21 protein-coding genes are annotated in these 19,586 nt (G+C 45.7%); 7 read left to right on the plus strand and 14 right to left on the minus strand.

The features are described 5' to 3' along the window. Positions 1 to 141: 141 nt before the first annotated feature. On the minus strand, positions 142 to 2,094 hold the full coding sequence (locus KFE26_RS08275) for a GGDEF domain-containing protein (RefSeq protein ID WP_212600137.1): 1,953 nt from the start codon (positions 2,092 to 2,094) through the stop codon (positions 142 to 144). 224 nt (positions 2,095 to 2,318) lie between these two features. Here KFE26_RS08275 and KFE26_RS08280 point away from each other — a divergent pair, with 224 nt between their 5' ends. Further along, positions 2,319 to 3,077, plus strand: a complete 759-nt coding sequence (locus KFE26_RS08280; protein WP_212600160.1) for a phosphatase PAP2 family protein — start codon at positions 2,319 to 2,321, stop codon at positions 3,075 to 3,077. A 55-nt stretch (positions 3,078 to 3,132) separates the two neighbouring features. Here the strand turns inward: KFE26_RS08280 and KFE26_RS08285 are convergent, their stop codons facing one another. Beyond that, positions 3,133 to 3,681 carry a DUF2799 domain-containing protein gene (locus KFE26_RS08285; RefSeq protein ID WP_113939984.1) on the minus strand — a complete coding sequence of 183 codons (549 nt, stop codon included), beginning with the start codon at positions 3,679 to 3,681 and terminating at the stop codon, positions 3,133 to 3,135. A gap of 180 nt (positions 3,682 to 3,861) precedes the next feature. Here KFE26_RS08285 and KFE26_RS08290 point away from each other — a divergent pair, with 180 nt between their 5' ends. Both KFE26_RS08290 and KFE26_RS08295 read left to right on the plus strand, forming a co-directional pair. Next, positions 3,862 to 4,176, plus strand: a complete 315-nt coding sequence (locus tag KFE26_RS08290) for a hypothetical protein (protein WP_212600138.1) — start codon at positions 3,862 to 3,864, stop codon at positions 4,174 to 4,176. A gap of 335 nt (positions 4,177 to 4,511) precedes the next feature. Next, on the plus strand, positions 4,512 to 5,372 hold the full coding sequence (locus KFE26_RS08295; RefSeq protein WP_028759534.1) for a PA4780 family RIO1-like protein kinase: 861 nt from the start codon (positions 4,512 to 4,514) through the stop codon (positions 5,370 to 5,372). A gap of 738 nt (positions 5,373 to 6,110) precedes the next feature. Here the strand turns inward: KFE26_RS08295 and KFE26_RS08300 are convergent. Next, positions 6,111 to 6,344, minus strand: coding sequence for a transposase (locus KFE26_RS08300; RefSeq protein ID WP_168825505.1), 234 nt, complete (start codon positions 6,342 to 6,344; stop codon positions 6,111 to 6,113). Between the two features lie 672 nt (positions 6,345 to 7,016). On the opposite strand from KFE26_RS08300, the gene KFE26_RS08305 reads away from it, so the two are divergent. Together KFE26_RS08305 and KFE26_RS08310 are read left to right on the plus strand one after the other, a co-directional pair. Continuing rightward, complete coding sequence (locus KFE26_RS08305; protein ID WP_212600161.1) at positions 7,017 to 7,706, plus strand: OmpA family protein; 690 nt, start codon at positions 7,017 to 7,019, stop codon at positions 7,704 to 7,706. 265 nt (positions 7,707 to 7,971) lie between these two features. Further along, on the plus strand, positions 7,972 to 8,808 hold the full coding sequence (locus tag KFE26_RS08310; protein WP_212600139.1) for a molybdate ABC transporter substrate-binding protein: 837 nt from the start codon (positions 7,972 to 7,974) through the stop codon (positions 8,806 to 8,808). A gap of 79 nt (positions 8,809 to 8,887) precedes the next feature. On the opposite strand, the gene mgtE is transcribed toward KFE26_RS08310, so the two are convergent. From mgtE to KFE26_RS08365, 11 genes are all read right to left on the minus strand, one after another. Then, positions 8,888 to 10,252 (minus strand): magnesium transporter, encoded by a 1,365-nt coding sequence (gene mgtE, locus KFE26_RS08315; protein ID WP_113939980.1) that lies wholly within the window; start codon positions 10,250 to 10,252, stop codon positions 8,888 to 8,890. Between the two features lie 256 nt (positions 10,253 to 10,508). Next, entirely contained in the window at positions 10,509 to 10,784 is a 276-nt protein-coding gene (locus KFE26_RS08320) for an HPr family phosphocarrier protein (RefSeq protein ID WP_006083073.1), read from the minus strand. Beyond that, a complete protein-coding gene (rapZ, locus tag KFE26_RS08325; protein ID WP_105251390.1) occupies positions 10,771 to 11,625 on the minus strand; it encodes an RNase adapter RapZ in 855 nt (284 codons plus the stop codon). Before rapZ ends, KFE26_RS08320 begins: the two co-directional genes overlap by 14 nt. Beyond that, positions 11,622 to 12,065, minus strand: a complete 444-nt coding sequence (ptsN, locus tag KFE26_RS08330) for a PTS IIA-like nitrogen regulatory protein PtsN (RefSeq protein ID WP_006083071.1) — start codon at positions 12,063 to 12,065, stop codon at positions 11,622 to 11,624. The genes rapZ and ptsN overlap by 4 nt, the downstream gene beginning before the upstream one ends. 2 nt (positions 12,066 to 12,067) lie before the next feature. Beyond that, the gene (gene hpf / locus KFE26_RS08335; RefSeq protein WP_028759468.1) at positions 12,068 to 12,355 is read right to left on the minus strand and encodes a ribosome hibernation promoting factor; all 288 of its coding nucleotides are present in this window, start codon (positions 12,353 to 12,355) and stop codon (positions 12,068 to 12,070) included. A gap of 28 nt (positions 12,356 to 12,383) precedes the next feature. Then, entirely contained in the window at positions 12,384 to 13,862 is a 1,479-nt protein-coding gene (locus tag KFE26_RS08340; RefSeq protein WP_212600140.1) for an RNA polymerase factor sigma-54, read from the minus strand. 107 nt (positions 13,863 to 13,969) lie between these two features. Then, on the minus strand, positions 13,970 to 14,701 hold the full coding sequence (gene lptB, locus KFE26_RS08345; RefSeq protein ID WP_105251392.1) for an LPS export ABC transporter ATP-binding protein: 732 nt from the start codon (positions 14,699 to 14,701) through the stop codon (positions 13,970 to 13,972). Further along, the gene (lptA, locus tag KFE26_RS08350; protein ID WP_105251393.1) at positions 14,698 to 15,252 is read right to left on the minus strand and encodes a lipopolysaccharide transport periplasmic protein LptA; all 555 of its coding nucleotides are present in this window, start codon (positions 15,250 to 15,252) and stop codon (positions 14,698 to 14,700) included. The genes lptB and lptA overlap by 4 nt, the downstream gene beginning before the upstream one ends. After that, complete coding sequence (gene lptC / locus KFE26_RS08355; RefSeq protein WP_105251394.1) at positions 15,239 to 15,799, minus strand: LPS export ABC transporter periplasmic protein LptC; 561 nt, start codon at positions 15,797 to 15,799, stop codon at positions 15,239 to 15,241. The genes lptA and lptC overlap by 14 nt, the downstream gene beginning before the upstream one ends. Then, the gene (gene kdsC / locus KFE26_RS08360; protein ID WP_028759542.1) at positions 15,796 to 16,347 is read right to left on the minus strand and encodes a 3-deoxy-manno-octulosonate-8-phosphatase KdsC; all 552 of its coding nucleotides are present in this window, start codon (positions 16,345 to 16,347) and stop codon (positions 15,796 to 15,798) included. Before kdsC ends, lptC begins: the two co-directional genes overlap by 4 nt. Beyond that, entirely contained in the window at positions 16,347 to 17,324 is a 978-nt protein-coding gene (locus tag KFE26_RS08365) for a KpsF/GutQ family sugar-phosphate isomerase (RefSeq protein ID WP_168825500.1), read from the minus strand. Before KFE26_RS08365 ends, kdsC begins: the two co-directional genes overlap by 1 nt. Before the next feature lie 643 nt (positions 17,325 to 17,967). Here KFE26_RS08365 and mlaF point away from each other — a divergent pair. Beyond that, positions 17,968 to 18,786 carry a phospholipid ABC transporter ATP-binding protein MlaF gene (gene mlaF / locus KFE26_RS08370; RefSeq protein WP_063882287.1) on the plus strand — a complete coding sequence of 273 codons (819 nt, stop codon included), beginning with the start codon at positions 17,968 to 17,970 and terminating at the stop codon, positions 18,784 to 18,786. Continuing rightward, entirely contained in the window at positions 18,783 to 19,568 is a 786-nt protein-coding gene (gene mlaE, locus KFE26_RS08375; RefSeq protein ID WP_006083062.1) for a lipid asymmetry maintenance ABC transporter permease subunit MlaE, read from the plus strand. The genes mlaF and mlaE overlap by 4 nt, the downstream gene beginning before the upstream one ends. The last annotated feature ends 18 nt before the right edge of the window (positions 19,569 to 19,586 follow it).

Consider the following 19,586-nt stretch of genomic DNA (forward strand, 5'->3'; position numbering starts at 1 on the left):
TTAATTTATTTTACTCTTATTTTTTATCGTGTTAATTTTTTGCGTATTATTTGTTTCTGTGGCTTGATGTATAATTCTGTGGAAATGACTATTCACGCAGCATTATTCAGTCGGTTTTAATTCGCGAAATAAAAAAGAGCATTAAGGATGAACTTCATGCTCTTTTTTATGGATAAATGCCTGCTCAAACTGTGTTGCGGTAATGGGTTTACCGTAGAGGTAGCCTTGGCCTAAGTCGCATTCTTCGTGACGAATAAAGGCATCTTGTTCTAGGGTTTCTACGCCTTCGGCGATCACTTCCAAGTCCAGTTTCTTACCAATGGCAATAATTGCCTTGGTTAACTCTCTATTTTGTTCGTTTTCTTCGAGTTTACTAATAAAGCAGCGATCGATTTTTAAGGTGTCGAAAGAGTATTTTTGTAGATAACTTAAGGATGAGTAGCCTGTGCCAAAATCATCTAGGGAGATGCGGATACCGAGTTCTTGTAGTTTTTGGATGGCATTGTGGGCAATGTGTTCATCTTGCATCAGCATGCCTTCGGTAATTTCAAGTTCTAAGGCGGTCGGTGGCAATTGATAGAGGGTGAGTAAGTCGGCTATGTGTTCGCTAAAGCGGGGATTGCGCATTTGCAAAGGGGAAATATTGATGGCGATTTTAAACTCTTGGCCTACCTCGCGACACCATTTTGCTGCCTGAGACAGCGCGGTATGCAATACAAAATTGCCAATATCGATAATCTGGCCATTACGTTCAGCTAAGGCGATGAATCTGTCTGGGGCGACATTGCCAAGGATGGGATTATGCCAGCGCAGCAGGGCTTCAGCACCAATCACTTGCTTCGTCTTTAAGTTAATAAAGGGTTGGTAATGCAGGCTTAATTCGTTCTTTTTCAGCGCATCGACCAAGTGGGATTCCAGTTGATAACGTAGGTTTAAAGCGGCTTGCGTATCTTGATTAAAGAAGCTGTGAGTTGAGCCATCAGCCTTGCTTATCGTCATGGCCGCTCCGGCTTTTTGCAGCAGAATGGCGGCATCGATACCATCCATAGGCGCTTGTGCTATGCCCATGCTCGAGGGAATCGTGATTACAAAATCAGCCACACCAAAGGGGGTATTACAGCAGTTAAGCACTTTATTGATGAGTTTATTGGTTTCGTTATTCGAAGGTTTGTGGGCTTGAATAATCACAAATTCGGCGCCAGCGATGCGGGCGATAAAGGTGTTTTCATCGGTATAGTGCTGTAAACGTTGGCTGAGAATAGTGAGAATTTTATCGCCAATCAGGTAACCATAACTGTCGTTGATGGATTTGAAATTACGCAGCCCAAGATAGAGTACTGAAATCTTTTCTTTGCGATTCACTTTTTCGAGCATGATCGACAGACTATTAATCAAATTGATGCGGTTAGGTAATCCCGTGAGCGGATCGTAGCTTTTATGGTATTCCAGTGAGGTTTCGGTGGAGGTGCGGTTTTCGATTTCTTTGATGAGCTTGCCGCTAAGTTCGGCGAGTTCATGGGTGCGCTGTTGTACTTTTTGCTCTAGCTCCTGATTGTGCAGTTGTAGCTTAGCCTGTTGATAAAGGGTGACTAGGTTAGCTTCGATACCATTTTGAAACCGAGCGAGTAAGCTGCGAAAAGATTGGCGGTAATTATGCTCTTGGCTATCGAGCATGCAGATAGTGCCAAAGGCACTGCCATCTGGCCAACGTAAAGGTAAACCACAGTATGCGATCATGCCGAGTTTAATGTCAGGATTTGTGTCCCAGTTTTTATCCTTTAGGGCGTTAGGAATGTGGAGTTCCTTACCTTCTTTGATCACTGTTTCGCAGTAAAGCCCGTGGCCTAAACTGTCTTTATCATGTTTTTTATAGGGATTACCTTGAGTGCGGCTCGAGGTAAAGACCTCAATATCTGTTTGATGGACACGCATGATCAAAGCGGCGGGGGTGTCGACTAATTCAGAGAGCAAATCTAAGGTTTGTTGCCAGTTATCAACCATTTCTTGGGGAACAACGATTTTGTCTGTGTCGATCGTAATGTCGGCAAATAAACGATCTTTTTGAGACTGGTTAATGGCGAGGTTGTATGGCATGAATGCTCAGTCCTAGAGGCGCGATACTATTCATAAACTATAGTCTTTTTACTCATGATGTGAGTCTTTTCGGTAAATTTAGTTACTGCAAAATCTCGGTTCTATCTTAAATGCTGCGCTGTTAGATCTCTTAAGTGTTAGGTAAGAATTCAGCGGTACTCTAACACTAAATGTTCTGATTTTTGGATTTATTAGTGAGTAACTATCTGAAAGATAAAGTTATGATGACATTTATGGATTTTGCTAAGGGGCATTTAATTACGCCGCTTTTAGTGTTTGCAGTGATCATAGTGGGGCTTGAATGGACTCACGCTGATATGAAAGTCGCGACTTTGTTATTTCATTGGCAAGGGGGCATCGACTCTTGGCCATTGAGAGGATATTGGTTGACCGAAGATTTACTGCATGTCACTGGGCGTAACTTTGTCATCTTGCTGGCGGTGAGTGTCGTAGTCGGCATTGCCTTTAGTTTTCGAAGTGACAGGGTAAAACCGTACCGCAAGGGCCTGATTTACCTATTTAGTAGCGTATTGGCGAGTGTGTTGTTGGTCCGAATCGGCAAGAGCGTTACTCACATGACCTGCCCGTGGGATGTGATTGAGTTTGGCGGCCAGATGATACATTCATCCTTGTTTTCTCGTTTACCTAAAAGTGCTGAGTTTGGTCAATGTTTCCCTGGTGGCCATGCCAGTGGGGGATTTGCTTGGGTTGCCTTGTATTACGTGCTGCGTGAGTATCGCCCGCATTTAGCTAAGTTTGGATTAATCTTTGGTTTGAGTTTAGGCCTAGTATTTGGCATTGGCCAAGAGTTACGCGGCGCCCACTTCTTGAGTCATGATTTATGGAGTTTAGCCATAGCATGGACGTCCGCTAGCCTACTCTACTATGTGTTTTTTCTGCGCTCGCCTGCGTTTAGAAAGTCTAAATTGGTCGCTTTGGGTCAAATGTTCAAGGTTGCAAGTAGTGGAATATCGCAAAAATAACGAGCTGTGAAGCTAACGCCCTGAGTCCTTATTGGGTTCAGTATTTTTTTATGGCTTAAAATCTAAATTCGAAGCGCATATCAGGTCTGCGTAGGCGAGATCTTTCATCTAACAGTTGGTTTTTTTCGTTGAGTAGACTGTTTTTCTGTTTCAATAAGTCAGCCTTGTCGGTGAGATTATTGATCTTGCCATCAAGACTGCTTATTTCCCTCTCTATGGTATTTAAGCGATCGGCAATCTCAGTTAAACGTTTGTTGGTCAGGTATTGTTGATGGCCTTGGTTATAGCGCTCAACAAACTGGTTATTACTGCAAACCCCATAATAACTTTCTCCCGCTAAGCCTACGCGGTAGCCATTTTCTGGCACGCAGTAACTGGCTAACCCTTGCTGGTATCCTTGTTTCCACTGCGCGGTATCGACACTGAGATTAAATTCACGACAATCTTTTTGATATTGATTTAATTGTCCAGAACTTGTCCCACGGTTGCCATCGGCAAGCCCAAGGGCAAACCAATCACTATTGGCGCATTCTTCAATAGATAAGCTGCTGCATTGAGTCAGGGATAGGACTGAAAGTGCGAGGAAAATGCTGGGATAGTGCATGGATAAGTTCTCTATATGTTGTGGTGTTTAGGATAAAGGCTCTTATGGGGGAGATCTAGCTATATATACCGCCATTTATACGGTCATAGATGAGCTTTGTTGGGCAGAATCCATCACAGTTTAGCGGATGAATGCATGATAACCAGCTGATATTGTGTTAGTTTGTGGTTAACACTTTAAATGTCTGCTTTGGTGCTCGCTATGATTTCACTTATTTCATCTGCGTATTCAGCTTCATTACCAGCAGTTAAGTCGGCTCATCAATCCATTGATACCGCCGAGCCAAGCGGACTTAAATCCTTTACCTATGGTGCATTAGGGCTGGCGGCTCCTAAAGCTGAGGTCAGTTTTGATGGCAATGCAAGGAGTAAAATATCTGAGCCTAGTGCGGATGATGTAGATGACGTTAAGAGTTCAAACGACACTTATTACAGTGCAGGCCAAATATTGAAAGCGGCGGCGACTGTGGGCAGTGTGATTGCCTTGTTTGTTTGAGTTAAGTTCCTGCACCAATTTAGCTCTGGGTATTATTTCAACTGGCTTGGATTGGCATATTCGCCGTGGAATATGGCTTGTCGTTTTGAGTCTGGTTTTATTGGGGTGAGCATAAAAGAATATTCTTTTAGTTAAAGTGGTATTTTCAGTCTCTTTCTTTGCCAAAGCGCTGAGTAAATCTGGTATTGTGTTTAACACGCAAGTGCATTAGTTTTTACTTAAAATTCGTTTAACAATCCTAAACTATATTCATCAAACTTCCGCTGGAGACCGCTTTTGTATGAAGATTTGCCCGCAGTATTCCATATCATGCCTAAGTAAGGTATAAGGGCGCTATGAAAACTCCGAAACGAATCCAACCCCTGGTTGATGAAGGACTGGTCGATGAGGTCATTAGCCAGTTAATGAGCGGTAAAGAAGCGACTGTGTACGTTGTACGCAGTGGTGATGATATCCGCTGTGCCAAAGTCTATAAAGAAGCGGACAAGCGCAGTTTTAAGCAAGCTGTGTTATATCAAGAAGGCCGAAAAGTCCGTAACAGTCGTCGCGCGCGCGCGATGGAAAAAGGGTCTAAATTTGGCCGCGATCAGCAGGAAGAAGCTTGGCAAAATGCTGAAGTTGAAGCACTTTACCGTTTAGCGAATGCGGGTGTACGTGTGCCAACGCCTTACGGCTGTTTCGATGGCGTGTTGCTGATGGAGTTAGTGACGGATGCCGAGGGCAATGTCGCGCCGAGATTAAACGATGTCAGTATGTCGGCAGAAAAAGCCTTGAAGGATCATGCGTTGGTGATGACCTATGTTAAACGTATGCTCTGTGCGGGGTTAGTGCACGGTGACTTGTCTGAGTTTAACGTGTTAGTTGATAGTGAAGGGCCAGTGATTATCGACTTACCTCAGGCCGTCGATGCCGCTGCAAATAACCATGCTAAATGGATGTTAGCGCGTGATGTGAATAACATGACTCAATACTATGGTTTGTATGCTCCTGAGCTGTTAAAAACACAATACGCCAAAGAAATTTGGGCCCTGTTTGAAGCCGGTGAATTGAAGCCTGAAACACCATTAACGGGTGAGTTTACCGAAGTGCTGGTCGAAGCCGATGTTAGTGCGGTCTTGGAAGAAATCCAAGCAGCCTTTGAAGAGGCACAAGAGCGTAAGCAGCGGATCCAAGAGGCAAACGAAGAAGACTATTAATCGTCAGTCGTTGTTTTTCACCCATAAAAAAGACGCTCAAAGTAGCGTCTTTTTTATGCTAAAAATTAAGTGAAATTATTATTTTTATTGTTGATTTTATTATTGTTATTTAATTTTTGGCGTTAGCCAATCCTTGGCTTAATCCCCGATGGAAGCTGGGGCCATCCTTGTTGCTACAAACAAGCTAGCAATCATCGAACAGTGTGATAAAAGGACAAGAGTTGAGAGAGAAATATGTTCATGACTTGGGGGAGCACAATTCACATATTTAATCTTTGGGGAAGATAACTCCCTCAATCCTTGCCGAAACCTTGGTCACTCTTCAGTCAATCTATGTAATACCAATCAAGGCCTTCCTTGGCGCACTACACTCATTGCAGTGCTGGATCATCATTGATCCTGTGAATAAAATGACAAGGCCAGAGAGAGAAATATGTTCATGACTTGGGGGAGCACAATTCACATATTTGATCTTGGGGGAGATAACTCCCTCCCTAGTCTTGCCGAAACTTTTGCATTGTCCCTATCCGTTTATTGCTGTTAATACTATTTCCCAATCTTCGCTGGGTTCATCAATTTGGACGACAAGGCCGGACTAAAAAGGGCGCTGTTATTATTGTTGTTAGCACATCTTTTACATCGTTAGCGTTATCAGCAGGGCGATATGCAATCTTGTCCGGCCTTGTCTATTCGGGCACGTTTAGCTTGTTGTACAGGCACTCAATTGCCATGTAGCACTTAACCTATCGTGCGTAGCTCATGATTGAGCTGTTTAATTCTTTTCTGTAGCTGGGCAATCTCACTCATTAATGCGCATTCTCTTTGCTGGGGTTGCAGATCGCTTTCTCGCACCCATTGGTAGACTGCCTTGGCAGATAAACCGTATTGACGTGCAACATCCGACAGTAAGCGACCTTGTACTTTAACCTCGGTGATAACATGTAGCTTGAGACTATTTTCTGCGATTCCCATGAGCGTTCCCTCTTTTACTGCCTTAGAACCAAAATATGACCGTTTGCGTTGCCTTTTATTGATAATAGTGAAGCTGTTCTAAATCCCACTGGCTCAGACCTAGATGGCGCAGACAAATCCATTCGTGGCGACATAGTGCGATAAAGTTCATGACCGTTTTCATACTTCCTCCTTTATGACCCTAAATACTCGAGCCCATTTTCTGTCTCGATAGGTCCATTTAATTTGGATTAATCCTGTTGAAGTTGACTCTAGTTTTCGGCGATGTTTACCGCGTCTGACTGTCTACTCACTTAGTAGTATGTAAAATTCGTGCCAATATTCTAGTTTTTATTTTAACCTTTAAAATCATTGCATTGCGACTTCGATTAAAACGACGTGATTTTTTAGTGCTGCCAATAAAGGTGCAAGGTGCACTATTTCGGTGCCATAGACTTGATATGAAATTGGGCGGTACAAGCCATGATTGAAGCCCGAAATCTGTATCTTTGCTGACTAAAATCTGGATTAGCATAATTGAAGATGGATAAAGGATTGTCTCCAGCGCAATTGCTTATATACTGCCTGCTTTGTGGCAATCCCTAGGTCATTCGTATTACCTAATGGACGTGATATTTCTTGCCCTTTTGAGCGGTATTCACAGTCATCAATCATATAAAGAGGTTATAAATGATGAAGTGTTTTCAGGCAGTGCAATCTAAACCATCCCTGTTAGCCATAGTGGTATTGACGACCGCGCTAGTTGCATCGGGTTGTACAACAATCAATCCCTATTCAAACGAAGAACAAACCGCTAAAGCGACCAGTGGCGCATTGATTGGTGCCGTCGCGGGTGCCGCAATTGGAGTGGTATCTTCGAGCAAGAGCGACCGCGGTAAAGGTGCCTTAATTGGTGCTGCATCGGGCGCTGCAGTCGGTGGTGGTATTGGTTATTACATGGATGTGCAAGAGACTAAATTACGCCAACAATTAGCCTCAACGGGCGTGAGTGTGACCCGTAACGGCGATAACATCATTTTGAATATGCCTAATGAAGTGACCTTCGGCGTAGATCAAACCGAGTTAAGCGACGGTGCTAAACGCGTGCTGAATTCAGTGGCGGTTGTGGCCAAGGAATACAGCAAAACGCAGCTCAACATATTAGGTTATACCGACAGCAGTGGTTCAGACTCTTATAATTTACGTCTGTCACAGGTCCGGGCTAGCGAAGTGGGTAATTACTTGATGAGTAAAGGCGTTGCCTCTGCCCGTGTAAAATCAAAAGGTATGGGTGAAGCGAGTCCTATTGCATCAAATGCCAATGCAAATGGCCGAGCACAAAACCGCCGCGTTGAGATCGTACTAATACCAACGGGTAAATAGTCTGGTCTAAGCACAAAATTCTCGCTGAAAAAGTCGCCTGGGGCGACTTTTTTGTTTTCAGTGGTGGGCTAATTGAGTGATTAGCTTGCCGTGCTTCAATTAGACAATTTGTCCTTTATGAAGCGCACCTTGAGTGACCTGCACCACAAACATATCACTGCTAATTACCTTGGGATGACTTCAGCTTGATCCCTTTATCGATTTCACGTTCTGTATGGGAATAAGTCACAAGAATGACTTTTAGTGCCTAAAGGAGAATATGACTATGATAAGCAAAAATGTGTTAGTAGCCTTGAGTTTAAGTCCTGTCATCATGGTGACGGCTGTACAAGGAGTGCCGATGAAAGCCGAAGTGACCACAGGAGCCGCGCCGATAGAACTGCGCGCCGCAGGCAGTTTAAAGGCTGCGATGAGTGATATTATTGCTGCTTATCAAGCACAGTCGCAAATAAGTGTTGTAGCGCAATATGCGCCCTCAGGTTTATTGTTAAAACGCATTCAAGAGGGCGAGAAAGTCGATATCTTTGCCTCGGCGAATATGAAACATCCACAGGCATTAGTGGATTCAGGTCAGGGCGAAGCGGTGCAAATGTTTGCCCGTAATCAACTCTGCGCCATTGCTCAAGACACAGTTCAGGTGACGAGTGCGACGTTACTCGATACCTTGTTAGATCCTAAGATTAAAGTCGGTACCTCAACCCCGAAAGCCGACCCCGCGGGTGATTATGCCTGGGCCGTTTTTGCTAAGGCCGAAGCGGTAAAACCCAATGCGAAAGCCGTGTTAGAGACCAAGGCATTACAACTGACGGGCGGTCCTGAGAGCGTTAAACCGCCTAAAGATCGCAACCCCTATGGTTGGGTGATGGAAAACAAGCAAGCGGATATCTTTTTAACCTATTGCACTAATGCTGTGCTGGCTAAAAAAGAAGTGCCGAGTTTACAAATCATCGATTTACCGCAGGAACTCGCCGTGGGTGCCGACTATGGTTTACTGGTTTTACAAGGCGCTAATACTGCCGCTACGCCGTTAGCTGATTTTATTCTATCGACAAAAGGCCAAGCGATTCTGAGCAGTTATGGTTTTCAACCTCCGGCAAAATAGCCTTCTTTAGTTTTCCAGCGGGATAAAAAACGGCACCTTTGAGGTGCCGTTTTTGTTATTAGCTCAAACGGTTAAAGCGTTAGTTCATCAGGTAGAGCGTCGCTAACCCGAGGAAGGCGAACAGGCCAACCACGTCAGTGACTGTAGTGAGCACCATACCGCCAGCGAGGGCAGGATCGATTTTAAGTCTTTTTAAAATCAATGGAATACTCGCACCTGCAAGCCCTGCTACTGTCATGTTGATCAGCATGGCGCTACCAATTAAGCCCGCCAGTGCCATATCATCCTTCCATAGCCACACGGCGACAAAGACTAAAATCGACCACATCAAACCATTGAGAAAACCAATCGATAGCTCTTTACCGATAAGCCAGCGAGCGTTGCTTTGGCCGATATGGCCTAAAGCAATACCGCGGATCACGAGCGCTAAGGTCTGATTACCGGCAACACCGCCCATGCTAGGGACAATCGTCATTAGGATGGCGATAGTGGCAAATTGCTCAATAGTGCCTTCAAACATATTGCTGACCGACGAGGCGAGCAGGGCGGCGAATAAGTTTATGGTGAGCCAGAGCGAGCGACGTAGGGTACTTTTTAGCACAGGACCAAAGGTATCTTCATCTCCATCCATCCCCGCCATACCCATCATGGAATGTTCAGCATCTTCGCGGATAACATCGACTACGTCATCGATTGTGATACGCCCGAGCAGCTTACCATCACTGTCGACGACAGGTGCCGATACCCAGTCATTGCGTTCGAATTTCTGCGCGACTTCGCTGTCGGACATGCTCACAGGAATACTTTGAATATTGGGATCCATGATATTGCGAATTGTGGTGCTTGGCGCGCAAGTCAGCAGATCTGCCAGCCTAACACCGCCAAGGACTTTGTCCTGTTTGTCGACCACATATAAGGTATCTGTGGTATCGGGTAGGTTGCCCCTTTGCCGAAGATAGCGCAGCACCACATCGATATTCACATCGGGTCTTAAGGTGACTGTATCTGTGTTCATCAAGCTGCCGGCGGTCTCATCTGGATAAGATAGGGCTTGTTCTACCCTCAGGCGATTTTGTTCCGTCATCGACTGCAGCACTTGTTTGTAAACTGCGTCGGGTAGACTTCGCAGAATATAGGCGAGATCGTCGGTGTCCATGCTTGCTGTCGCTTTCGCGACTCGCTCAGGGCTCATGCTGCGGATAAGTGGGTCTTTGAGTTCTTCACTCAACTCATCGAGTATGTCGCCTATTTGTTCCTGATCGATGAGCTGCCACAATACTTGTCTGGCACTTGGCGGTGATGATTCTAAGATCAGCGCGATATCTGAGGCGGCCATTTTTTGCAGCATATTACGCACGTGTACGAACATGCCGCTGCTAAGCGCTTGGTTTAACTGGTCAAGACTATGTCCGGTGTGATCGTTTTCTGCATTATCTACGGGCATTTGTCCTCCATTGTGCGGCAAATTGGTTTGAGATCTTAGTGTTGGGCTAGGATTTAGCGGTGACTAAGCGTCAGTCGATGACATAGATTAAGACGGCTAAGGTAAGGTTAAGGCCAGCGCCAGCGCAATGACCGCTAGTGTAATCGCCAGTGGCTTGTATCGTCGAGCGACAAATGTTTTGCCATGTGTGAATGGCAAGTTTTTTAAACTAGACATGAAGTGAAACTAACGATGAAGTGCTTAGTGTGAAGTGAAACTAACAGGCTTCGTCAAACTTAGCGTCGATTAAGGCACAAATGGCATCGAGAGCCGGCTCTGCATCTGGGCCTTCGGCGATCAGCTTAATGGTTTTACCCATACCAGTTTCAAGCATCAGTAAGCCAAGTACACTGGCGGCCGATGCTTGTTTATCGCCTTGGATTAAGGTGATGGTCGCATCAAACTCGGAAGCCAGTACCACCAACTTAGTGGCGGCACGGGCATGTAAACCGAGCTTATTACAGATAGTTATCTGACGTTCAAGCTTTGGCATTGTTGAGCTCTCGATGACGGGCATAAACTTTATGTTTACCGTTACTAAAGCGTTTTGCCAATTGCTCTGCGACGTAAACCGATCTGTGCTGTCCACCTGTGCAGCCAATGGCCACAGTTAAATAACTGCGATTGTTACGCTCGAGGTGCGGCAGCCAAGTCTCCAGTAAATTTTCGATTTGCCAGATGAACTTATTGACCAGTGGTTGGCGATTTAAGAACTCAGCTACGGGTTCATCTAAGCCAGTCAATGGCCGCAGCGCCAGCTCCCAGTGGGGATTGGGCAGAAAGCGCACATCGAACATAAAGTCGGCTTCGGTGGGCATTCCGTGCTTAAAGCCAAAGGACTCGAAGTTGATCACGAGTTCTTTATCGACACTACCAAGGAGAATTTGTCTGACTTGGTCACTTAAATCATAGATATTCAAATTCGACGTATCTATGTAGTGATCGACCAGTTTTGACATAGGCTCGAGCAGTTTTCCCTCCAGCTTTATCGCTTCTTGCAAAGAGACTCGGCTCTTCGACAAAGGATGCAAACGACGGGTTTCGCTGTAACGCTTGAGCAGAATTTTATCGCTGGAGTTAAGGAAGAAGCTCGTTAACTCAGTATCTGGTGGTAGGCTAGCGAGTTGTTTCACTAAGACCTTATCCTGCTCAGGCATGTTACGCACGTCGACACTGATGGCGACGAGATCGTTACTGCCTTTGAGTTGCTCAAGCAAACTGCCAATCAATGGCAAGGGAAGGTTATCGACACAATAATAGCCGAGATCTTCGAGTACCCTAAGGGCGACAGATTTGCCTGAGCCTGAGCGGCCCGACACTATGACCAGTTTCATCCAGTGATTACCTGATAGAGTTCCGTTTCATCATGCGTCTTGCGTAATTGCTTTAATATTTGCTTGTCGCTCAGCTTTTCGGCCATGCAAGACAAGGTACTTAAGTGCTGCTGACATTGGTCTGCAGGCACCAGTAGTGCAAATAAAATATCAACAGGTTGCTTATCGATAGCATCAAATGCTATCGGCTCTTCACACTTAATTAGTATGGCAATGGGCTGATCTATATCGGCTAGTCGACCATGTGGAATGGCGATGCCGTTACCTATACCTGTGCTCCCCATCTTTTCGCGCGCCACTAGGCTTTCGAATATCTCTTGAGATGAGAGGGTCGGGTACTGGGCAGCGACTAAGTCGCTGATGAGTTCCAGTACCTTTTTCTTGCTGCCCGGAGTGGCGCAGGTAGTGCACTCCGGCCGCAGTATGGTACAAAGTTCCATTATTAGTGTTTTGTTAACTTCTCTTTGTGTTTAATAACCTGACGGTCAAGCTTGTCAATCAGGGCGTCTATAGCGGCATACATGTCAGCATGCTCTGAAGTAGCAAAAACTTCACCACCTATGAGGTTTATTCTCGCTTCGGCAATCTGTTGCATTTTCTCAACATTGAGCACAACGTGCACATTATTGATCTGTTCGAAATGGCGTTCAAGTTTTGAAAACTTTTCTTCTACATATGCACGTAACGATTCGGTAATTTCGATATGGTGCCCACTTAGGTTTATTTGCATAGAAACGTCCTCCGATATCCACTGTAGGTTATAAACTTTTACGCTGATTAGAAGGTGGAATAAGCATAGCCTCTCGGTACTTCGCAATGGTTCTGCGGGCTACGTTGATCCCTTGTTCTGCCAGAAGTTGTGCCATCTTACTATCGCTTAATGGTTTTTTCTGGTTTTCCGCTGCCACCAGTTTCTTTATAAAGGCTCTGATTGCTGTGGATGAGCACTCACCACCATCGTCAGTACCGACGTGGCTAGAGAAGAAGTATTTTAGTTCAAAAAGTCCCTTAGGGGTATGCATGTATTTTTGAGTTGTGACCCGTGAGATGGTGGACTCATGCATTTCTACCGCTTCGGCAATATCGTTAAGCACCATAGGCTTCATGGCTTCTTCACCGTACTCAAAGAAACCTTGCTGATATTGCACTATGCAATTAGCAACTTTAAGCAAAGTATCGTTACGGCTTTCTAGGCTCTTAATAAACCATTTAGCCTCTTGCAGATGGCCGCGAATAAATTGGCTATCGGCTTGGTTTTTGGTACTGCGTGCCATAGAAGCATAATGTTGATTTACATTGATTTTGGGCATGCAGTCAGGATTAAGCTCAACAACCCAGCGGCCATTTTTCTTCGACACAGACACATCTGGGATAACGTATTCGTCATTATTGGGCGTGATCAACAAACCTGGGCGAGGATTGAGGGTTTGGATAAGTGCTATACCATCCCTTAATTCATCTTCTTTTAATTTAGTCTTACGCATCAATAACCTAAAGTCTCGGGCGGCGATCAGATCTAAATGATCTTTGATCAGCATACGGGCGTTTTCTAGGTTGGGAGTATCAGCGGCGAAATGCGACAGTTGGATCAGCAGGCATTCACTTAAATCGCGGGCGGCAACGCCTATGGGATCAAAATGCTGAATACGCTTGAGTACGGCTTCGACTTCGTCAAGCTCAACTTCAGGATTGCCCATGGCTTCGAGAATTTCTTCAGTGCTTTGGGTGAGATAGCCCTGATCGTCGATGGCATCAATAATGGCGGTGGCAATGGCTAAATCGGTTTCAGAAAACGGCGTGAGGTTTTTTTGCCATTCTAAGTGTTCGTACAACCCTTCACTGGTCTCGCCTTGGAAGGGCATATCGTCTTCACGACTGCCGCCGGGGCCTGAGTTTGGGGAGGCGGTAAACACTTCATCCCATGTGGTGTCCATGGGGAGCTCATCGGGCATGGATTCTTTGGTTAGCGACTCTGCCGTGTCTATGGTGGAGCTGTCTTTTTCTGGTGGCAGAGTGCTAGATTCACTGAAATCCGTATCGGATAGCGTTTGGTTTACAGGGTTTTTAGTGGCGTCGAATTGATCCTCTTCCAGCTCGAGAAGGGGATTAGAATCTAATGCTTGCTGGATCTCTTGCTGCAGTTCTAATGACGACAGTTGCAACAGACGTATAGCCTGTTGTAGTTGTGGCGTCATGGTTAACTGTTGACCCAGTTTGAGCTGGAGTGACGCTTTCATGTTACCGCTGATCCCTACGTTATTATTGTTGGATGAGGTCGCTTATTATTATCTTGAGTGAAGCCCAATGGCGGTATAAATTGCCTCCATTGGCTTCGCTCGATTAACTATAGCCTGAATTGTTCACCTAAGTACACAGCCCTAACTTGCTGATTGTCTAAGATCTCTGCTGGAGTTCCTTCGGCAATCAGGTTTCCGTGACTCACAATATAAGCATGTTCACATACATCTAATGTCTCGCGGACATTATGGTCTGTGATCAGTACGCCAAGGCCGCGACTTTTGAGTTGTTCGATAATCTTCTTGATGTCGATAACCGAAATAGGATCGACGCCGGCAAACGGTTCATCGAGCAAAATGAACTTAGGATTAGCGGCTAAAGCCCGCGCAATTTCGACGCGACGACGTTCGCCACCCGACAATGACATGCCTTGGCTGTCACGGATGTGGGTGATATGAAACTCTTCGAGCAGATGTTCTAGTTCTTCTTCTCGTTCTTCGTTTTTAAGTTCTTTACGAGTTTGCAGTACGGCCATGATGTTGTCATGAACAGTTAGCTTACGAAAGATACTGGCTTCCTGCGGTAAGTAACCTATGCCTTTGCGGGCACGCAGATGCATAGGATCTGCGGTTAAATCATCATCGTCGATAAAGATATGTCCCTTATCGCTCTTCACTAGCCCGACAACCATGTAAAAGGTCGTGGTTTTACCTGCACCGTTTGGACCGAGTAGGCCAACGACTTGACCGGTTTTTACCGTCAGACTGACGTCTTTAACCACTTGGCGACTCTTGTAACTTTTCGCCAGATTTTGTGCTCTTAAGGTGATTTGGGTCATTTAGAGTCCTGCTTTTTTACAGGTTTATCCGCCGGAGCGTCTGATTTAGCATCATCTTGATAGTTTTCAGGCTGAATAATAGTGATCACGCGATCGTCACCACTGCCAGTACTCTCGGCCATCAATTTCTGTTGAATCATGTTATAGCGGATTAAATTGCCTGTAACTTGGCTACCCGCTTGATCTAATGACGCCATACCTTTCAGCGTTAAGGTGCGGCTTGCCATATCGTAACGAATTTCTTTCGCGCTAGCCGATGCAGGACGGCCATCGTCTAATATCTGGCTATACGTAGCAGGGTTGCCTGTGGCGACCAAAGTTTTGCTATTTTCACCTTCAGCGGAAAATGCACGCAGTTCATTTGCTTGGATTTTTATTGAGCCTTGGGTAACTTCCACCGGACCAAAGAAGATGATCTGGTTGTTTTTGATATCCGCAGTTTGGCTCACAGCTTTAATTTTGACTTCTTGCTTTAAGTCGCCGACTTTCGCGAAAGCACTCATGCTCATAATTAGCATTAGGCTGGCAAGTAATACGTTATTTTGCTTCATATGTTCCTACTACCTGACTGGTCAATTGCACTTCTTGCGCGTTGAGGTCGGCATAAAGGCCTTGGCCTTGAATATTAAAATCTTTCCCTGTGACGTAAATGGTACGGTCAGAGGTCATTATCATAGTGTTGAGATCGAGTTCCAGATAACTGGTGGACAAGGTCTGAATCGGTTCTTCTGGGCTAATGGCATCGATAATAACATTATTTTCTAATACAACCTTGCCAGTTTCCTTGTTTAGCTTGCCCTGATCTGCCCTGAGCTGCCATTGTGCTTTACCTTGGTCTGGATAAACAAGATAAACAGGTTGAGTAAAGAAAGTTTGATTCGTTGAATCATAATGTTCCATGTGTTTCGCCGTCACACGGCTATTCACTAGTCCTTGCTCATTGAACTCAACACTGCGCAGATCTTCAACGATGAAATCTGGGGTATTTTGATCTTTTACTCTGTTATCGGAATCACCGCTGTGTTTGTTCTGGACCTGCCAGTAAAGCGCTAGTGCAGTTCCAAAAAAAGCGATAATTGCGAGTGTCACACGACTCATATACTCATTCCATGGGCCGAAGTGAATTTATTTTGACTTAGGAGTAACAGATCTGTGAGTTCACGCAGTGCACCGTGGCCACCATTGAGCGTAGTCACAAAATGGGCGTGTTGGCGTACATAGGGGTGGCCGTCAGCAACACTGACCGCTAAACCGACGACATTCATCACGGGGAGATCGACAATATCATCACCGATATAAGCCACTTCTTCTGGGGTGACACCATAAAGTGCGAGCAATGCTTCATAGGGCTCGAACTTATTGTCTACGCCTTGGTAAATATGGGTAACACCAAGGGCTGTCATACGGTTTTCAACGATTTTGGATTGACGTCCTGTGATCACGGCGAGGTTGAAACCACTGGTGAGTAGTGAGCGCACGCCATAACCGTCACGGGTATGGAAGGCTTTGAGCTCTTCGCCGCTATTGCTCAAGTAAATACGGCCGTCGGAAAACACCCCATCGACGTCACAGATTAACAGTTTAATCTTTTGCGCGCGTTGCCACACATCATCACTGATTGGGCCGTAAAATCCTTGCTGTGGCATTAAATGACTCCTGCTTTTACCATATCGAGCATGTTAAGAGCGCCAATAGGATGGCGATCTTTATCGATAACAATTAATCCGTTGATATTTTTTGAGTCCATCACTTGCAGTGCTTGGGCGGCCAACACATTATCTGTGATCGTGACGCAGTTACGGGTCATCACATCGGCAATGGGCGTCGTGCGTAAATTCACTTCGGCATCAATAACGCGGCGTAAATCACCGTCGGTGAAGATACCAACCAGCTTGCGCTGATCATCAATAATCGCCGTCATGCCTAAGCCTTTCTTGGAGATTTCGTACAGAGCTTCTGTGATGCAAATATCGTGGTTAACGAGCGGTAAGTCATCACCGCTATGCATGACATCGCAGACTTTTAACAGCAACTTACGTCCTAATGCACCGCCAGGATGGGACATAGCAAAATCATCACGGGTAAAGCCTTTAGCTTGTAGTAGCGCAATGGCGATGGCATCGCCCATCACTAAGGTTGCTGTGGTACTTGAGGTTGGGGCAAGTCCAAGTGGGCAAGCCTCTTCTGGGACTTCAATACATAAATGCACTTTAGATAATCGCGCCATATTCGATTCGGGTTTACCCGTTACCGCAATAACAGGCACGCCCATACGTTGGATGACCGGCATTAAGGTGAGGATTTCGCTCGACTCACCAGAATTTGAAATCGCTAAAATCACATCGTTATCGGCCAATACACCCAGATCGCCGTGGCTGGCTTCACCCGGATGCACAAAAAATGCGGGCGTTCCTGTGCTGGCGAGGGTGGCTGAAATCTTATTGCCGATATGGCCCGATTTGCCCATTCCCATGACAATCACTTTGCCTGTGCAGTTGAGGATCAACTCGCAAGCTTCTGCAAATTCAGCCGAATCAACATATTGATAAAGATTGTCTAGGGCTGACTTTTCAATGTCGATAACTTTACAACCCCATTGGCGCAGTTGTGATTTGTCTACCATGTCTATCTCTCTTTTTGCATTGTCTTTGTCGCCCCATTGATGGGATTGGAATAGCACAATTTGGTACGCGATAAAGATGATATGTAATAGGCTTTCTGCCAAGTATTAGTTTGTTTTCAGACAATTTAGCTTATGTCTTACTGTGGTTTATTACCGAAAACAGCAAAACAATTGCGGCAGGCTAGAGCGATTGATCCGACTCGTCAAGTTCAGCTGCGTTAGCTATTCACGCACAATAACGTGTTTAGCGGCAGAAGGTCTTGAGCAATATCATCGTCTTTGTCGTTTATTTCAATGGATTTATTCCATATCGCAGCGGGTATTACCCTATGGGATGCCTCTATTGCGCAATTGCGTATCGACTCTCCCCGATAAAAGTGGGCAAAGAGTGAGCTAAGTGCGAACGAATTAGCCAATACTGCCAATTCTGCAACCAGGTTGAAAACATTAAGTAACATTTTACCTGTGCAGAGTGAAAACTTAGGGCGCATTTTCGCTGTAAATGAGGCAAATTGAAAGTATCGGAGGGCGATAGTGTCGATTCGGTTGTAGGTTAAAGCGCAATTACGTACAATTTGCGGCTCTTCGATTGGTCAGTCTCGGAAGACTAGGATCACCTCATTTGCAAATGTCGGAATCAAGCATGACTCAAGAACAAACGCCGTTGGTTGAGATCCGTAATTTGGGGTTTAGCCGCGGTCAGCGTGTGATATATGAAGATATTAGCCTGTCCATTCCAAGGGGCAAGGTGACGGCGATCATGGGGCCGAGCGGCATAGGCAAAACGACCCTGTTGAAATTGATTGGCGGCCAATTAACGCCTGATCATGGACAAGTGTTATTCGACGGTCACGATATCCATGGCGTGAGTCGTAATGAATTATTTAGTCTGCGTAAGCGGATGAGCATGCTGTTTCAAAGTGGTGCGCTGTTTACCGACATTAATGTGTTCGATAACGTGGCGTTTGCGCTGCGTGAACATTCTGGACTGCCTGAAGACATTATTCGCACTATCGTGCTGATGAAGCTTGAAGCCGTAGGTTTACGTGGTGCCGCTCAGATGATGCCAAGCGAATTGTCCGGTGGTATGCAACGCCGCGCCGCATTAGCTAGAGCCATAGCGCTTGAACCTGAAATGGTGATGTACGATGAGCCTTTTGCAGGGCAAGACCCAATATCGATGGGCGTGTTAGTAAAGCTTATTCGTGAGTTATCCGATGCGCTGAATCTGACTTCAATTGTGGTGTCCCACGATGTGGATGAAGTGCTTGGCATTGCCGATTATGTATATGTGGTGGCTGACAAAAAAGTCATCGCCCATGGTACCCCTGAAGAATTAAAGTACGCTGATAATCCGCAGCTGAAACAGTTTATTCAAGGTGCTCCGGACGGCCCTGTGCCGTTCCATTATCCGGCAAATGATTACCAGCAAGAATTAATGGCAAAAGGAGTTGGCAAGTGAAGTTAATCGACAGTATTGCCGACTTAGGCCGCAGCGCGATTGAGCTAGTGCTCGGTTTTGGCCGTGCAGGCCTTATGCTGTGGGGTGCGATTTTTCGCTGGCCACGCGTGCGTAAAGGTTTTCCGTTATTAGTGCGCCAGATTTATGTGGTCGGTGTGCAATCCATGGTGATTATTTTAGTCTCAGGACTCTTTATCGGCATGGTGCTCGCACTGCAAGGCTACAACATCTTAGTTGGTTTTGGCACCGAAGAAAGCTTAGGTCCTATGGTGGCGCTCAGTTTACTGCGTGAGTTAGGGCCAGTTGTTACCGCGTTATTGTTTGCGGGACGGGCGGGTTCAGCATTAACCGCTGAAATTGGTTTAATGAAAAGTACTGAGCAGCTTTCCAGTTTAGAAATGATGGCGATTGACCCATTAAGGCAGATTATTGCACCGCGCTTTTGGGCTGGAGTGATCAGTATGCCATTGCTGGCGTTGATGTTTACCGCTGTAGGTATTTATGGCGGGCACATTGTTGGCGTGGAATGGAAAGGGATCGACAGTGGTGCGTTTTGGTCGATTCTGCAGGCGTCTGTCGAATGGCGTCAGGACATAGTTAACTGCTTGATCAAAAGTGGTGTGTTTGCCGTAGTGGTCACTTGGATTGCGTTATATCGCGGTTATCAAGTGATCCCAAATCCGGAAGGCATCAGCCGTGCAACGACCCAGACTGTCGTTCAGTCGAGCCTCGCTGTATTGGCATTGGATTTTTTACTGACAGCCCTGATGTTTGGCCGCTAACGGAACACTGCGGATTTC

This window comes from Shewanella sp. M16 (assembly GCF_018224605.1).
Lineage (GTDB): Bacteria > Pseudomonadota > Gammaproteobacteria > Enterobacterales > Shewanellaceae > Shewanella > Shewanella oncorhynchi.

What these genes read in the sequence shown, in the direction of transcription:
- KFE26_RS08275 (WP_212600137.1), bottom strand. Translation starts at nt 2,094, where the DNA reads ATGCCATACAACCTCGCCATTAACCAGTCTCAAAAAGATCGTTTATTT.
- kdsC (WP_028759542.1), bottom strand. Translation starts at nt 16,347, where the DNA reads ATGCCACAGCAAGGATTTTACGGCCCAATCAGTGATGATGTGTGGCAA.
- KFE26_RS08280 (WP_212600160.1), top strand. Translation starts at nt 2,319, where the DNA reads ATGACATTTATGGATTTTGCTAAGGGGCATTTAATTACGCCGCTTTTA.
- KFE26_RS08290 (WP_212600138.1), top strand. Translation starts at nt 3,862, where the DNA reads ATGTCTGCTTTGGTGCTCGCTATGATTTCACTTATTTCATCTGCGTAT.
- KFE26_RS08305 (WP_212600161.1), top strand. Translation starts at nt 7,017, where the DNA reads ATGAAGTGTTTTCAGGCAGTGCAATCTAAACCATCCCTGTTAGCCATA.
- KFE26_RS08320 (WP_006083073.1), bottom strand. Translation starts at nt 10,784, where the DNA reads ATGCCAAAGCTTGAACGTCAGATAACTATCTGTAATAAGCTCGGTTTA.
- lptB (WP_105251392.1), bottom strand. Translation starts at nt 14,701, where the DNA reads ATGACCCAAATCACCTTAAGAGCACAAAATCTGGCGAAAAGTTACAAG.
- lptC (WP_105251394.1), bottom strand. Translation starts at nt 15,799, where the DNA reads ATGAGTCGTGTGACACTCGCAATTATCGCTTTTTTTGGAACTGCACTA.
- KFE26_RS08340 (WP_212600140.1), bottom strand. Translation starts at nt 13,862, where the DNA reads ATGAAAGCGTCACTCCAGCTCAAACTGGGTCAACAGTTAACCATGACG.
- rapZ (WP_105251390.1), bottom strand. Translation starts at nt 11,625, where the DNA reads ATGAAACTGGTCATAGTGTCGGGCCGCTCAGGCTCAGGCAAATCTGTC.
- KFE26_RS08285 (WP_113939984.1), bottom strand. Translation starts at nt 3,681, where the DNA reads ATGCACTATCCCAGCATTTTCCTCGCACTTTCAGTCCTATCCCTGACT.
- hpf (WP_028759468.1), bottom strand. Translation starts at nt 12,355, where the DNA reads ATGCAAATAAACCTAAGTGGGCACCATATCGAAATTACCGAATCGTTA.
- mgtE (WP_113939980.1), bottom strand. Translation starts at nt 10,252, where the DNA reads ATGCCCGTAGATAATGCAGAAAACGATCACACCGGACATAGTCTTGAC.
- ptsN (WP_006083071.1), bottom strand. Translation starts at nt 12,065, where the DNA reads ATGGAACTTTGTACCATACTGCGGCCGGAGTGCACTACCTGCGCCACT.
- mlaF (WP_063882287.1), top strand. Translation starts at nt 17,968, where the DNA reads ATGACTCAAGAACAAACGCCGTTGGTTGAGATCCGTAATTTGGGGTTT.
- KFE26_RS08310 (WP_212600139.1), top strand. Translation starts at nt 7,972, where the DNA reads ATGATAAGCAAAAATGTGTTAGTAGCCTTGAGTTTAAGTCCTGTCATC.
- lptA (WP_105251393.1), bottom strand. Translation starts at nt 15,252, where the DNA reads ATGAAGCAAAATAACGTATTACTTGCCAGCCTAATGCTAATTATGAGC.
- KFE26_RS08365 (WP_168825500.1), bottom strand. Translation starts at nt 17,324, where the DNA reads ATGGTAGACAAATCACAACTGCGCCAATGGGGTTGTAAAGTTATCGAC.
- KFE26_RS08295 (WP_028759534.1), top strand. Translation starts at nt 4,512, where the DNA reads ATGAAAACTCCGAAACGAATCCAACCCCTGGTTGATGAAGGACTGGTC.
- KFE26_RS08300 (WP_168825505.1), bottom strand. Translation starts at nt 6,344, where the DNA reads ATGGGAATCGCAGAAAATAGTCTCAAGCTACATGTTATCACCGAGGTT.